The organism is Streptomyces sp. NPDC000134 (assembly GCF_042899225.1).
GTDB lineage: Bacteria > Actinomycetota > Actinomycetes > Streptomycetales > Streptomycetaceae > Streptomyces.
Window position 1 is genome coordinate 1 of record NZ_JBIAZN010000024.1, and the last position, 15217, is coordinate 15217.

The 15217-nt window shown below is 72.6% G+C and carries 10 protein-coding genes; 4 read left to right on the forward strand and 6 right to left on the reverse strand.

What is annotated here, in order from left to right; translation table 11 throughout:
• The 6 genes from ACFY32_RS28990 to ACFY32_RS29015 all read right to left on the reverse strand — a co-directional run.
• The coding region (locus tag ACFY32_RS28990) for an amino acid adenylation domain-containing protein (RefSeq protein WP_390675790.1) at positions 1 to 6606 on the reverse strand (6606 nt) is incomplete at its 3' end.
• Positions 6607 to 6649: 43 nt separating this feature from the next.
• On the reverse strand, positions 6650 to 7837 hold the full coding sequence (locus ACFY32_RS28995) for an NAD(P)/FAD-dependent oxidoreductase (RefSeq protein ID WP_359199426.1): 1188 nt from the start codon (positions 7835 to 7837) through the stop codon (positions 6650 to 6652).
• A gap of 13 nt (positions 7838 to 7850) precedes the next feature.
• Positions 7851 to 8066: a phosphopantetheine-binding protein gene (locus ACFY32_RS29000; RefSeq protein WP_359199429.1), complete on the reverse strand. Its 216-nt coding sequence runs from the start codon at positions 8064 to 8066 to the stop codon at positions 7851 to 7853.
• Positions 8066 to 9646 (reverse strand): amino acid adenylation domain-containing protein, encoded by a 1581-nt coding sequence (locus tag ACFY32_RS29005; RefSeq protein WP_390675791.1) that lies wholly within the window; start codon positions 9644 to 9646, stop codon positions 8066 to 8068. The genes ACFY32_RS29000 and ACFY32_RS29005 overlap by 1 nt, the downstream gene beginning before the upstream one ends.
• A gap of 74 nt (positions 9647 to 9720) precedes the next feature.
• Positions 9721 to 10488 (reverse strand): LmbU family transcriptional regulator, encoded by a 768-nt coding sequence (locus tag ACFY32_RS29010; protein WP_390675792.1) that lies wholly within the window; start codon positions 10486 to 10488, stop codon positions 9721 to 9723.
• Between the two features lie 90 nt (positions 10489 to 10578).
• Complete coding sequence (locus ACFY32_RS29015) at positions 10579 to 10794, reverse strand: MbtH family protein (RefSeq protein ID WP_359199438.1); 216 nt, start codon at positions 10792 to 10794, stop codon at positions 10579 to 10581.
• Between the two features lie 417 nt (positions 10795 to 11211).
• Between ACFY32_RS29015 and ccrA the strand changes: the two genes are divergently transcribed.
• The 4 genes from ccrA (at position 11212) to ACFY32_RS29035 (ending at position 15215) form a co-directional block, all read left to right on the forward strand.
• The gene (gene ccrA, locus ACFY32_RS29020; protein ID WP_390675793.1) at positions 11212 to 12624 is read left to right on the forward strand and encodes a crotonyl-CoA carboxylase/reductase; all 1413 of its coding nucleotides are present in this window, start codon (positions 11212 to 11214) and stop codon (positions 12622 to 12624) included.
• Positions 12621 to 13502, forward strand: a complete 882-nt coding sequence (locus ACFY32_RS29025; RefSeq protein ID WP_390675794.1) for a 3-hydroxybutyryl-CoA dehydrogenase — start codon at positions 12621 to 12623, stop codon at positions 13500 to 13502. Before ccrA ends, ACFY32_RS29025 begins: the two co-directional genes overlap by 4 nt.
• 134 nt (positions 13503 to 13636) lie before the next feature.
• Complete coding sequence (locus tag ACFY32_RS29030; RefSeq protein WP_359199447.1) at positions 13637 to 14404, forward strand: thioesterase domain-containing protein; 768 nt, start codon at positions 13637 to 13639, stop codon at positions 14402 to 14404.
• Positions 14391 to 15215: an SDR family NAD(P)-dependent oxidoreductase gene (locus ACFY32_RS29035; RefSeq protein ID WP_390675795.1), complete on the forward strand. Its 825-nt coding sequence runs from the start codon at positions 14391 to 14393 to the stop codon at positions 15213 to 15215. The genes ACFY32_RS29030 and ACFY32_RS29035 overlap by 14 nt, the downstream gene beginning before the upstream one ends.
• Positions 15216 to 15217: the final 2 nt, after the last annotated feature.

The following is a 15217-nucleotide window of genomic DNA, read 5'->3' on the forward strand; positions in this document are numbered from 1 at the left end:
AGCCCCACCCACCTGCAACGGCGCGAACAACTCCGGAACCGACACATCAAAACCCGCCGACGTACTCAACAACACCCGGTCCCCGCCACCCACACTGAAATACCCCAGCCCCCACGCCAGCCGATTCATGATCGACCGATGCGACACCTGCACACCCTTCGGACCACCCGTCGACCCCGACGTGTAGATCACATACGCCGCGTTGTCCGGCGACAGGTCGCGTTCCGGATTCGTGTCCGGATACCCCTCCACCTCCGGCAACGTCCCGTCCAGCACCAGCAACGGCCGCGCACTGTCCAGCACATGCCGCACCCGCTCCTCCGGCAACTCCGGATCGAGCGGCAGATACGCCGCACCCGACTTCACCACCCCATAGACCGCCACCATCAGATCCACCGACCGCGGCACCCGCACCGCCACCAACCGCTCCGCACCCGCACCCCGCTCCACCAGCCAATGCGCCAACCGGTTCGCACGCCGGTTGAACTCCCCGTACGACAACCGCTCACCCTCACCGATCACCGCCACCCGACCCGGATCACGCACCACCTGCGCCTCAAACACACCCGGCAACGTCCCCCCGACCACCGCACGCGCCGTGTCATTGACGCGTCGTACCAGCCAGTCCCGTTCGTCCTCGGCCAGTACCTCGACGGCCGCGACCGGCACCGTCGGGTCCTGGAGCACCTGGTCCAGGACGCGGACGAGGCGGGCGGCGATCTGCTCCGCGGCCTCGCGTTCGTAGAGGTTCTTCCGGTAGTCGAGGGAGAGTCGCAGGTAGGGGTCCGAGGCGTTGAGCGTGAGGGCGTAGTGGGAGCCGGCGAACGGCCGGATGGCGTCGATCGTGAAGCCCGCTTCGAGGTTGGCGTCGACGATGCCCTCGCGGTCGACGGGGTAGTTCTCGAAGACGACGATGGTGTCGAACAGGGCGGGCAGTCCGACGGCGCGCTGGATGTCGGCGAGCCCGTAGTAGTGGTGGTCGAGGAGGGCGGTCTGCCGGTTCTGGAGGTCGGTGATGACGTGGCCGACGCGGTCTTCGGGTCGGCAGTGGGCCCTGGTCGGCAGGGTGTTGATGAACAGGCCGACCATTTCCTCCGAGCCGAGGAGGTCCGCGGGGCGCCCGTTGACGGCGGCGCCGAACACCACGTCCTGCTGTCCCGTGAGCTTGGCGAGCAGGATCGCCCACGCTCCTTGCAGGAGGGTGTTCAGTGTGACGCCGAGTTCCGCGGCGCGCCGGGCGAGTTCGCGGCCCTTGTCGATGGACAGGGGTACTTCCACCCGTCCGAGGGCGGCGGCTTCCTCCTGGAGGGGGGCGTTGGGGACCACGAGGGTGGGCTGGTCGAAGCCGGCCAGTTCGGCGGCCCAGCGGGCGGCCGACTCCTCGCGGTCACGGGTGGCCAGCCAGGCCAGGTAGTCGCCGTAGCCGCGGACCGGCGGGAGTTCGCGGGTGGCGGAGTAGAGCTGGACCAGGTTCTTGAACACCAGCGGGGAGGACCAGCCGTCGAACACGGTGTGGTGGGCCGTGATGAGGAGTTTCGCCCGCCGCGGTCCGCAGGTGAGCAGGGCCATGCGGAAGAGGGGCGGCCGGGCGGGGTCGAGGCGGTCGGCCCGGTCGTCGGCGAGGGCCTGGTCGAGTGCCGTGTCCTGTTCGGCTTCGGTGCGGCCGGTCAGGTCGAGGTGCCGCCAGGGCAGGGTGACGTGTTCCGGCACGACCTGCACCGGGTCGCCGCCGGCCGCGGTGAGGAACGCCGAGCGCAGGTTCGGGTACCGGTCGAGGAGGGCCTGTCCGGCCGCCCGCATCCGCGCCGGGTCCACGTGCCCGGTCAGGTGGAGGACGAACTGCATGTGGTAGACGTCGAAGGAGCCGTCGGCGACGGCGGCCTGGAACTGGATGCCGGACTGGCCCGGTGCCTGCGACCAGACCTCGGCCAGCTTGCCGTAGCGCTGCTCCCAGGTGTCGATCTCGTCCTGGCGCACCGGGACCAGGGGGGCGTCCGAGGGGGTCAGCCCGCCGATCCCCGGGCGGGTGGCGTGCGCGGCCATGCCGTGCAGTACCTCGACCCACAAGTCGGCCAGTCGGGTGACCTGTTCGCGGGAGAGTACGCCGGTGGGGAACATGAACGCGGTCTGCAGGCGGGGGCCGTCGGCGGTGTCCGTGGCGACGGAGTTGACCTCCAGCGCGGACAGGGCGGGCAGGTCCGGGTCGGGTGCCGGGAGCAGTTCGGCGGACCAGGGCGCCGGTCCCCATCCGTGGCCGCGCAGGTGCTCGGGTACGTCGGTGCCGGAGATCCGGCCGAGGTAGTTGAAGCCGATCTGCGGTGCCGGGTACTCGGCGAGCTGCGGGGCGGTCTCCGGGTTGAGGTGGCGCAGCAGTCCGTAGCCCATGCCCTTGTCGGGGATCGCGCGGATCTGTTCCTTGACCCGTTTGATCGCCTCTCCGGCCGCGGGGCCGCCGGTCAGCACGTCGGCCGGGTCGATCCCGCCGACGTCGATCCGGGCCGGGTACATGCTGGTGAACCAGCCGATGGTGCGGGAGAGGTCGGCGCCGGGGGCGAGGTCCTCCTCGCGGCCGTGTCCCTCCAGCCGTACCAGGGCCGAGCGGTCGGTGCCGCGCCACCGGTTCACCGCGAGGGCGAGCGCGGCGAGCAGCACGTCGGTGCCGGTGCCCCGGAAGGCCGCGGGGAGTGCGGTCAGTACGGCCTCGGTGACGTCGGCGGGCAGGTCCACCCGTACGGTGCCGAGCGTGGACATCACGTCCACCGCCGGGTCGAAGGGCCGGGTGCCCAGCGGGGGGTCGGGCAGTTCCAGCAGGTCCCGCCAGTACGCGAGTTCCGCCTCCCGTTCGGGGGTGAGCGCGGCGGCCGCGAGCGCCGACGCCCAGCGGCGGGCGGAGGTGCCGACGGCGGGCAGTTCGGGCGTGCGGCCGGAGCGGACCTGCTGCCATGCCTCGGCGAGGTCCGACATGAGGATGCGCCAGGAGACTCCGTCGACCACCAGGTGGTGCAGGACGGCCAGGAGCCGGCCGGCGCCGGACCCGGTGGCGAACCAGACGAAGGCGGCCATGATTCCGGCCCGCGGGTCGAGTCGCCCGGTGGCCGCGTCCAGTTCCCGCTCGGCGAGGTCGAGCAGGTGCGTGTCCTCCCACCGGCCGTCGCAGGGGACCCGGTGGATCAGGTCGGCCGCCCGGACGGTGCCCGCCGGGCGGACGACGAGGGAGGGTTCGTCGCCGGGTACCAGGTGCGCGCGCAGCAGGTCGTGCCGGTCCAGGACGGCGTCCAGGGTGGCGGCCAGTGCGCCGGCGTCGAGGCCGGCGGGCAGGTCCAGGGCCATGGCCATGGCGAACCGGTCCGTTCCGCCGCCGTGCTCGAACACGTGCCGGGCGACCGGCGGCAGCGGCATCGGGCCGACTCCGCCGCCGTCGTCCTCCGCGAGGGCGGGCACCCGGTCCCGGCGGGCGGCGGCCGCCTCGGCCAGCCGGGCCGCCGTACGGCACTCGAAGACCTCCCGCGTGGTCAGCTCCAGGCCCCGGGCGCGGGCGCGGGCGACCACCTGGAGGGAGCGCAGGCTGTCCCCGCCCACGGCGAAGAAGTCGTCGTCGGCGCCGACCCGGTCCACGCCGAGGACGTCCGCGTACGCCGCGGTGATGATCGCCTCGGCCTCGGTGCGCGGCTCCCGGTAGGTATCCCCGGTGAACTCCGGTTCGGGCAGTGCCGAGCGGTCCAGTTTGCCGGTGGGGCCGAGCGGGAGGCTGCCGAGGGTGACGAAGGCCGCCGGCACCATGTAGTCCGGCAGCCGGGCCGCGACGAACCTGCGCAGGTCACCGGCGGAGGCACCGGCCAGGCCGGCCACGTCGCCGATGCCGCCGGCGCCGTCGTCGCCGACGGCTCCCCCGCCGGTGTGCACCACGTAGGCGACGAGCCGCCGGCCGCCCGAGGGGGTCTCCCGGCTGATCACCACGGCCTGGCTGATGCCGGGGTGCCGCAGGCACACCGCTTCGACCTCGGCGGTCTCGATGCGGAAGCCGCGTACCTTGACCTGTCCGTCGCTCCGGCCCAGGCATTCGAGGTGGCCGCGGGCGTTCCAGCGGGCCAGGTCGCCGGTGCGGTACATCCGCTCGCCCGGGGGGCCGAACGGGTTCGCGACGTAGCGTTCGGCGGTCAGGCCGGGGCGGCCGTGGTAGCCGCGGCCCAGGCAGGTCCCGGTGACGTACAGTTCGCCGGTCACGCCCGGCGGCACGGGGGCGAGGCCGGGGCCCAGGACGTAGGCGCGCATGTTGCCGAGCGGGGTGCCGATGGGGACGACGGCGTCGTCCGTCCACTCCTCGGACGGCGGCAGGGAGAAGGTGGTGGCGTAGAAGCTCTCGCTCTGCCCGTAGGAGTTGACGATGCGTGCGCCGGGAAGCGCGCGGCGCACCTCGTGCACCAGGCGGGCCGGGAGCACGTCGCCCGCGAGGACGACCGTGCGTACGTCGGTGGTCTGCTCCAGGTGGCCGACGAGTTCCCCGAGCACGGAGGGGACCGCGCTGATCACATGGCCCCGCCAGGCGTCCCGTTCGGCCAGTGCCAGGGCGTTGGGCACCAGTTCGGCGGTGCCGCCGGTGGACAGGGCGGTCAGCAGTTCGAAGACCGAGACGTCGAAGTTCACCGAGGTGCCGGCCAGCATCCGCCACCCCGGCGGCACGTCGAGGACGCGCACCAGCTCCCGTACGCCGTTGACGACGCCGCGGTGGGTGATCGCCGCGCCCTTCGGCTGGCCCGTGGAGCCGGAGGTGTACATGACGTACGCCAGGTTGTCCGGGTGCGGCGGCCGGTGCGGTGTCCCCTCGGGCGGGGCGGCCCACCGCTCGCGGTGGTCGAGGTCGACGGTCGTGATGTCGTTCGGGGACAGGTCCCGCAGGTCCCGCCAGGTCGCGGTGTCGGTGACCGCGAACCGCGGGGCCGCCTCGGCGAGCACGGTCCGTGCGCGTCCGGCGAGGTACTGCGGGTCCATCGGCAGGTACCCGGCGCCGGACTTGAGGATGCCGAGCAGTCCGGCCACCAGGTCCTCCGTGCGCGGCAGGGCGAGCACCACCAGGTCTTCCGGTCCGGCGCCGCGCCGGACCAGCTCCGCCGCGACACCGTTCGCCCGGTCGTCGAGTTCCCGGTAGGTCAGGGTCCGGTCCTCGCACACGACGGCCGGGGCGTCCGGTGTCCGGGCCACCTGCCGGGCGAACAGGTCCGGGACCGTCAGCTCGGGCACCGCCGTGCCGGTGTCGTTGTACCCGGTGAGCAACCGCTCCCGTTCGGCCGCGTCGAGCACGTCGACGCCGCCGACCCGGCGCCCCGGGTCGGCGGTGAGCCGGCCGAGAGCGCGGACGAACCGGTGCGCGAAGCCCTCGACGGTGTCCCGGTCGAACAGGTCGGTGGCGTACTCCAGGCGGCAGCGCGCCCCGCCCGAGCCGTCGGGGATCAGGTCGAAGAAGAGGTCGAACTTGGCCGTCCGGGTCTCCAGCCTCTCGGCCCGCGCTTCCAGACCGGGGAACTCCATCTCCGGCACGGGCGGCTGCCAGGCGAGCATCACCTGGAAGAACGGGTTGTAGGCGGTGGACCGGTCGGGATTCAGCAGCTCCACCAGCTTCTCGAACGGGATGTCCTGGTTGTCGTACGCGGCGAGCGCCCGGTCCCGTACCCGCTCCAGGACCTGGTGGAAGGTCGGGTTGCCGGAGAGGTCGACGCGCAGCACCCAGGTGTTGACGAAGAACCCGACGAGGTCCCGCAGTTCCTCGTCGGTGCGGCCGGCGATCGGTGCGCCGATCGGCACGTCGTCGCCGCAGCCGAGGTGGTGCAGGAGGACCGCCAGCGCGGAGTGCATGACCATGGACACCGTGGTGTCCGCCCGCGCGGCCAGCTTCTCCACCGACCGCAGCAGCCGGGGGTCGATCGAGAAGGGGACCATGTCGCCGCGGCGGCTCATCGCCTTCGGACGCGGGCGGTCGGTGGGGACGGCGAGCGGCTGCGGCAGGTCGGCCAGAGTACGGCGCCAGTAGTCGAGCTGGCGGGCGGCCAGGCTCTCCGGGTCGGTTTCGTCGCCGAGCACGTCCCGCTGCCACAGCGTGTAGTCCGCGTACTGCACCGGGAGCGGCTCCCACACCGGGGCGGCGCCCTCCCGGCGGGCGACGTAGGCCGTGATGAGGTCGCGGAACAGCGGTCCGAAGGACTCGCCGTCCACGGCGATGTGGTGCATCACCAGCACCAGGGTGTGCCGGAGCGGTCCGCGGCGCACCAGTGTGGCGCGGATCGGCGCGTCCACGGCCAGGTCGAAGGTGCCGGTGGCCGCCTCGTCGACCACCGCCGGTTCGTCCCCGGCACCGGCCTCGACGACCGGCAGCCGGAAGGGCCGGCGGTCGGCGGGCAGCACCCGCTGGTGCGGGACACCGTCGTCGTCCTCGTCGATCACCGTGCGGAGGATCTCGTGCCGGTCGACGACATCGCGGAGCGCGCGCTCCAGCGCCGCCACGCTCAGCTCGCCGGTCAGCCGCAGGGCGAAGGCGCCGTTGTAGGTGGGCGAGGGGCCTTCGAACCGGTCCACGAACCACAGCCGGCGCTGCGCAAACGACAACGGGATCATTGTTTCTCCAAATCGGCAGGACCACCGGGGAGTGAGCCGTCGCTCAGCTCTGGTCGAGCAGCGTCAGAAGTTCGGTGTTGTAGAAGTCGTCGATGGAGCAGGCGCCCGACAGGGTCGAGAAGTACCGGTCGATCAGGTCCTGGTGCCCGACCAGGTGGCGCAGCAGCTCGGCCCGGCCCTCGGGCTTGAGTTCGGCCACGTTGAGGGCGCCCTGGTAGACGTCGGAGAAGGTGTCCTCCAGGTCGTCCTCGTAGCGCCGCAGCGCCGCCTGGAGCCGCGCGTCGTCGTGCAGGTCGGCCCCGATGTGCTCGGTGAGCGACCGGGCCTGGAGGAAGGCGTCGGTGATCCCGCGGGCGGTGATGGAGTCCTTGTGGTGCACCGCGTCGCCGAGGAGCACCCATCCGGGGCCGAACGCCTGGCGGAAGTAGTTCTCCTGGTGTCCGGTGCCGTAGAGCTGTTCCACCCGGCTGCCCGCCGACATCCGTTCGTACAGCTCGGGCGCGGTCGTGCGGACGGCGTCGAGGTAGGCGGACTCCACCGAGGTGCGGACCGTGGCGAACTCGTCCTGCGGGAAGTACGTCATGATCAGGGTGAGGTCGTCGTTGGTCGGGATGACCCCGATCCAGCGGCCCTGCCGCTCGTACAGCTCGAAGTGTGCCGGGACCCCGGCCCAGTAGCTGTAGTAGGTGCAGGTCATGCGCGGGTGTTCGATGACGTTGCGCGCGCCGGTCCGGCGGGCCACGAGCGAGCGCATGCCGTCCGCGCCGACCACCAGCTTCGCCCGGTCCGTCGCCTCGGTGCCGCCGGGTGTCGTGTACCGCACCCCGGTGACCCGGCCGTCCTCGAAGACCAGGTCGTTGACCGCGCAGGACTGCCGGAACTCCACGCCGGCGGCCACCGCGCCGCCGGCGAGGATCGGGTCGAGCACGAACCGCCTGGGCGCGTACGTGGTCCGGTGGCCGTCGACCGGCAGGGAGAAGCCGTCCAGCCTGACGCCGGGGGCCTGGTAGCTCTGGTGGTCGATCGGCCGGCAGCCCGCGGCTCGGAGTTCGTCGAGCAGCCCCCACCGGCCGAGCAGCGCCACTCCCGGCTGGTGCAGGTAATGCGAGGACAGCGTGTCCTGCGGGAAGCGCGCTTTCTCCAGGAGCAGGACCCGATATCCCTGCCGGGCGAACAACATGGCCGCCGGTGAACCCGCGCAACGGGCACCTATGACAATGACGTCGTACATGACGCCTCTCTGGTCAGGTGGATTCGATGTACTCGGAAATCGAGGCCACCGTGGGACGGAGGAACATCTGGTCCACCGGAACCTCGACGCCCATCTCCTCGATGTAGGCCATTTGAATTCTGGCCATGATCACGGACTGGCCGCCGAGGGCGAAGAAATCGTCGTCCAGGGAAATGTCGTCGCGCTGGAGTTCCCGGCACCAGATGGCGCGCACTCGGTCGGTCGTCATCACACAGCCCCGCTGTCCGCGTAGTGGTTCTCGCATCGGTCGGCCAGTGCCGCGCGGTCCACTTTCCCGTGCGGGCTCAGCGGAAGGCGCGAAATGGTGAGGAATCGCGCGGGGACCATGTTCCGCGGCAGTGTCTCCAGCAGGCGGACCCGCACGTCGTGTTCGGCGAGTTCCTCGCCGGCCGGGACGACGAACGCGATCAGTTCGGCGTCGCCGGAGCCGGTGTACCGGACCACCACGGCGGCCTCCCGGACCCCGGCCAGCCTGCCGAGCGCGCGCTCGACGTCGGCGGGGTCGATGCGCATGCCCCGCACCTTCACCTGCGCGTCCAGCCGGCCGGCGACGACGAGTTCACCGTCCTCGTTCACCCGGCCGCGGTCGCCCGTGCGGTACAGCCCGCGGGGTGTGCCGTCGATCTCGACCGTCGTGAACCGTTCGGACTCGGGTCCCGTGCGGCCCAGGTAGCCCGCGCCGACGCCGGCGCCGGAGATGCAGATCTCGCCGTACTCCCCCGGTCCGACGCCGCGCATCCGCTCGTCGAGGATGTGGATGTCGGTGTTGTGGGCGGGGGTGCCGACGGGGGCGATGTCGTGGTCGCCGGGGCGGTAGCCGGCGAGGTCGTAGGAGGTGGCGACGTCCGTGCACTCGGCCACGCCGTACTGGTGCAGGAGCGTGCAGGTGTTGTCCTCGCGCCGGGCCCAGTCCGCGATCCGCTCCACGCGCAGCGGCTCGCCGCCGAACAGCACGTGGTCGAGGCGGGCGAGCGCCGCGCCGCCCCGCGCGGTCTCCCAGTCGACCAGCAGGTAGAGCGTGCTGGAGGCGCAGTGCACCACGCGGATGCCGTGCCGGTCCAGCGTCCGGTAGGCCATCGCGGGGTCGAAGTTCCGGCTGGCCAGGAGGTGTTGGGTGGCGCCGCAGAACAGCGGCGTCAGCAGGGCGCGTTGGGAGAGGTCGAAGCCGAAGGCGCTGACCACCAGGTTGCCGGACCGGTGGTCGAGGCGGTATTCGAGCGTCAGCCAGTTCAGCAGGTTGTACCAGTTGCGGTGCCGCACCGCGGTCAGCTTCGGGGTGCCGGTGGACCCGGAGGTGAAGACGGCGTAGCACAGGTCGTCCCCGGTGACCGGGACCCCGGGGCCGGTCACCGGAAGTCCCGCCAGGTGCTCGGAGAGCTGTTCCAGGTCGACCGTCTCGACGGCCGGCCCGACCAGGCCGGCCGTCGCCGGGGAGGTGACGACCAGGGCGAGACCGGGGACCTGCCCCAGCAGCAGCTTCAGCCTCGCCGCCGGGTAGGCCGGGTCGAACGGCACGTAGGCCGCGCCCGCCTTCAGCGTGCCGAGGAGGGCGACGACCAGGTCGACCGAGTAGTCGAGGCAGATCCCGACCAGCGCGCCCCGGCCGATCCCGCGTGCGGTGAGGTGGTGCGCGAACCGGTTGGCCCGCGCGTCGAGTTCGGCGTACGTCACCTGCCGCCCGGCGCAGCGGACGGCCACGGCGTCGGGGGTGGCCGCCGCGTGTGCCTCGAACCGCTGGTGGACGACGGGCGCCGAGGGCAGCGCGACCCGCTTTCCCTGAAGGATCATCAACTGTCTCCGATACGGAGGGGTCCGGTCGGGCGGGCCGCCGGCGGGCCACGGGAAGGGGGCTGGTCCGGCTCTCAGGCGGTGCGGTGATCGGCGGCGTCGAGCACCTGGGTCACCCACTTGCCGACGGGCAGACCCTGGGCGGCGGCCACCTCGGAGTAGGCGGCGAGCTGGCCGGCGGACAGCTCGATGGTGAGGGTGGTGGCCTCCCGCCGGCGTCCGCCGGGGTCCGCCGCCCCGGCCGCGGCGGGTGTCCCGCGCCGCTCGTCGCCGCCGCTCGCGGGCGGGCCGGTCCGCTCGTCGCCGCCGCTCGCGGATGGGTCGGGCCGCTCGTCGCCGCCGTTCGCGGATGGGCCGGTCTGCTCGGCCAGGCTGGCGCGGACCGCCCGGCGCAGTTCGTTGCGCGACCACTTCTGCCGCTCCGCCTTGAGCAGCCAGTAGTCCTGCTCCGACGGCGACAGGCGGGTCACCTCGGCGTGGTGGGCGAAGCTGAGGCCGTCGCGCCTGCGGTGGTACTCGAACCGCCGGGCCACCCACGCGTAGTTGCGCAGGGTCTGGTAGTCGAGCCCCGTGCGCTCGATCGCCTCGCGGTACCGCCGCCAGCCGTAGGCGGTCTCCCCGAAGATCAGCCAGTCGCCGAGCCACCACGCCGAGGAGTTCGTGAGTTCGCGCAGGTTGGCCCCGATGCGCTCCCAGGACCGCTCCGACAGGTTCCGCGAGAAGATCATCCCCGTCTTCCGGACCTGCGCCTGCTTCCCCACGAAGGGCAGCACCACATCGCGTTGCGCGAGATCCTGGCCGGTGCCCGCCGGCGCCGGCCGGTAACTGTTCGCGGTTCTCACTGGACGCACCCCACAGCCTTCCTCTCCCACCGATGTGTCGATCCGGGCGTGCACCCGCTCGCTCGGCGGTCCGTCCGCCGCGGGCCGGGTTCAGTCCGCCGCCATGGCCTCGCGCAGACTCTTCGGGCGCAGGTCGGTCCAGTGCTGTTCGACGTACTCCAGGCACTCGGTCCTGGCCGCCTCGCCGAAGACCGCCCGCCAGCCCGCGGGTACTTCGGCGAAGACCGGCCACAGGGAGTGCTGGTCCTCGTCGTTGACCAGGACCAGAAAACGGCCGTCCTCGTCATCGAAAGGGTTCGTGCTCACTGCCACCATCCTCGATCGTCACGGGGGTGCTCGAAAAGGGAAATCGACAGGGCCGGGGCTCGGTGCACAGATCGGTGTCGTCCTGTCGACAGGACACCCGGCAACCGCAGCCACCCTGGAATGCTGACGCCACGCTAGGACCCGGCCGCCGACGCCGCAAGGACGGCGGAATGACCGGCCGCCCGGCCGCCGGTCCGGGCCTGTATCCCCCTGGGGTTCTGTGCCACGATGGCCCGGCAGCGGCCCGCGAACGGGCCTTCTCCTATTCCGGGTACGCCCCGTGCCCTCCCGACCGGGGCGATCGGGACAACGCGCGGCCGGTCACCGCCCGCGCCGCCGAAAAAGCCTGATTCCGGCCGGACTCCGCCGCGCGGCGGTGACCGCGCCCGCCCCGCACCGAGGTCAAAGGAATTCCTGATGGACGCATTAGCCGAAGCCGTGCTCGCGGGCGCTTCGCCTGACGAACTGGTCCGGGAGGACGTGCCGGGCGAATACCTCGCCGCGCATCTGCACGCGGAGGACGTCGGCATGTTCGGTGACGCCCCCGACAAGGACGTACGCCGCTCCCTGCGGGTCGGCCGGGTGCCGATGCCGGAACTGGCGCCGGACGAGGCCCTGGTGGCGGTCATGGCCAGCTCGGTCAACTTCAACACCGTCTGGTCGGCGACCTTCGAACCGCTGCCCACCTTCGACTTCCTGCGCCGGTTCGCCCGCCAGGGCGGATACGCCGCCCGGCACGACCGGCCGCAGCATGTGCTCGGCTCGGACGGCGCCGGGGTCGTCGTCCGGGTCGGCGCGGGCGTACGGCACTGGCGCGTCGGCGACCACGTGGTCGTCTCGCCGTCCTACGTGGACGACCAGGAACCCGCGACCCACAGCGACGGGATGCTCGGCGCCCAGCAGCGGGTGTGGGGCTTCGAGACCAACTTCGGCGGCCTGGCCCACTACGCGGTGGTGCGGGTCAACCAGCTCGTGCCCAAGCCCGCCCATCTGACCTGGGAGGAGGCCGCGTCCGTACCGCTGTGCGCCAGCACCGCCTACCGGATGCTGGTCGGCGACCGGGGCGCGCGCATCAAGCAGGGCGACATCGTGCTGATCTGGGGAGCCACGGGCGGCCTGGGCGCCTACGCGGTGCAACTGGTGAAGGCGGGCGGCGGCATCCCGGTCGGGGTGGTCGGCTCCGAGGACAAGGCCCGCGCGCTGCGCCGGCTCGGCTGCGACGTGGTCGTCAACCGCCAGGACATCGGGCTGGGCCGGCACATCCCGAGCCCGGAGGAGGCCATCGTCCTGGGCAAGCGGCTCGGCGGGCGAATCCGGGCCGAGGTGGGCGAGGACCCGCACGTGGTGTTCGACTACGTGGGCGCCGCCACCTTCGGCATCTCGGTGTTCGTGGTCCGCAAGGGCGGCACGGTCGTCACCTGCGGGTCCAGCACCGGCTACCAGCACCAGTACGACAACCGCTACCTGTGGATGAACCTCAAGCGGATCATCGGCAGCCACGCGGCCAACTGGCAGGAGCTGCACGAGTGCAACCGGCTGGTGCAGCGGGGCATGCTCGCCCCCGCGCTGTCGACGGTGTACCCGCTCGACGAGATCGGCGAGGCCACCCGGCTGGTGCAGGACAACCGGCACACCGGCAAGGTCGGTGTGCTGTGCCTGGCCCCGGCCGCCGGGCTCGGGGTCACCGACCCCGCGTTCCGCGCCCGGATCGGCACCGACCGGCTGACCCCGCTGCGGGACACCTCCCGGCCCGCACCGGCCGACGGCGGCCCGACACCGCCGGCCCGTCCCGCCGGCGCCCGGCCGCCGCGGCGGGGGGTGCCCGCGTGACCGGGGTGGCCGGCCCGCCGGGGGGCATCCGCCGGGTGGGCGTCGTCGGCTGCGGGACGATGGGCTCCGGAATCGCCGTGCTGTGCGGCCGGGCCGGGCTGGACGTCGTGGTGGTGGCCTCCGGGCCCGCCGCCGTGCCCGCCGGGCGGGCGCGGCTGACCGGTTCGCTGGAGCGGGCCGTGTCGCGCGGCACCCTGACCGGGGCCGAGCGGGACGCCACGCTCGGGCGCCTGGAGTTCACCGCCGACCTCGACGCGCTGGCCGACCGCGACCTGGTGGTGGAGTCGATCCGGGAGGACGAGGAGCAGAAGGCCGAGCTGTTCGTGGCGCTGGACAAGGTGGTCCGCTCCCCCCGGGCGGTCCTCGCGTCGAACACCTCCTCGCTGCCGGTCACCCGCCTGGCCATGGTCACCGGCAGACCGGAACGGGTGGTCGGCACGCACTTCTTCAACCCGGTGTCCGCGCTGCCGCTGGTGGAGCTGACCGGGACGCTGCTCACCGGCGAAGACACCCTGCGGCGCATGACCGAGTTCGTCGAGGTGGCCCTCGGCAAGACACCGATCCGTACGCCGGACCGGTCCGGCTTCGTGGTCAACGCCCTGCTGATCCCCTACCTGCTGAGCGCCGTACGGATGGTCGAGTACGGCGTCGCCACCGCCGAGGTGATCGACCAGGGCATGACGCTCGGCTGCTCGCACCCCCTGGGGCCGCTGCGGCTGGCCGACCTGATCGGCCTGGACGTCGTCACCGCGATCGCCGAGTCCCTGCACCGGGAGTTCCGCGAGGCGCAGTACGCGCCGCCAGCCCGGCTGCTGCGGATGGTGGAGGCCGGACTGCTGGGCAGGAAGTCCGGCCGGGGCTTCTACGCCTACCCCTGACCGCCGCACCGCACCCGTGCCCGCACCCACGCCCACGCCCACGCCCACGCCCACGCCCATTGCGCCATCCCCCATCCATCCGCCCCGGACGGCACCACCGGCCCTCCGGGAGTCCCGCCCCTGGAGGCGATGCCGTGACCGAGCCGACGACCCCGGAGCGCGACGGGGTGCCGTTGCTGTGCCTGCCGTTCGCCGGGGGCGGAGCGAACTTCTTCCGCCCGTGGAACAGGTCGGGCCTGACCGGGGTGGTGGCCACCCCGCTCCAGCTTCCCGGCCGGGAGCGCCTGCTGGACGAGGAGCCGTACCGGGACGTGCACATCGCCGCGGACGCACTGCTCCCGGCCGCCCTGGAAGCCGCGGACGCAGGCCCCGTCGCCCTGTTCGGGCACTGCTTCCTCGGCGCGGTCCTCGCCTACGAACTCACCCGGCGCCTGACCGCCACCGGACGCGCCGAGGTGGTCCACCTGTTCGTCAGCGCGGCGCGCCCGCCGTCCGCCGGCCCGGTCAGCGAGGTGTCCGCGCTGACCGACGACGCCTTCCTCCGGCACGTCCAGGAGACCACCGGGCGCCGGTACGACGCCTTCGACGTACCGGAGATACGCGAGCTGCTGATTCCGACCCTGCGTGCCGACTACGCCATGGACGAGGGCTACCGGCCGGCCGAAGGGCCCCCGCTCGACGTCCCGACGACCGGCATCCACGCCGCCGACGACTCGTTCGTCTCCCGGGCCGACGTGGCCGCGTGGCGGGAGGTGACCAGCGCGCGCTTCACCCTGGCCGAGCTGCCGGGTGAGCACATGTATCCGGCGGACGACCCGGGACCGCTGCTCGCACTGATCTCCGAGACCATCGCCGCCGGCCGCACCGGGGCCGACAGGAGGCTCACCCATGGGACTGCGTGACAAGACCGTCGTCATCACCGGTGCGGCCAGGGGGATCGGCCGGGCCTGCGCCGTGCGGGCCGCCGAGGAGGGCGCGGACGTGGTGCTCATCGACATCGGCGAGGACCTGCCGGAGATCCCCTACGCCCTGGGCTCCGCCGACCAGTTGGAGCAGACCGCGCGGCGGTGCCGCAAGAACGGCGCGGCCGTCTTCGTCGCCACCGCCGACGTGCGCTCGCGTTCCGCCGTGACCTCGGCCGTGTCGGCCGCGGTGGACCGGTTCGGCCGGATCGACGCCCTGATCAACAACGCGGGGGTGGGGGCGCCGTCGGGCAAGGCCACGCACGAGTTCACCGAGGAGGAGTGGCGGGCCCTGCTGGACGTCAACCTCTCCGGGCCGTGGCACCTGATCACCGCGGTGGCGCCGGTCATGGTCGCCCAGCGGTCCGGCAGCATCGTCAACGTCGCCTCGACGGCCGGTCTCGTCGGCTACCGCCACTTCGCCGGCTACGTCGCCTCCAAGCACGGGCTGGTCGGCCTGACGAAGGCCGCCGCGCTGGACTACGCGCCGATGAACATCCGGGTCAACGCGCTGTGTCCGGGCCCGGTCCGGGACGACCCGGCCATGGACGGCCAGATGACCGCGGTCGTCGCCGAAGCGCTCGGCATCAGCTACCAGGAACAGGAGGCCGTCTACCTGGAGTCGGTGGCCACCGATTCGCTGGTCGACCCGGCCGATGTCGCCGGTGCCGCGGTCTGGCTCGCGGGTGACGACTCCCGCAAGGTCACCGGCTCCGTGGTCCCCGTGGACGCCGGGTTCACCGCCCGCTGACC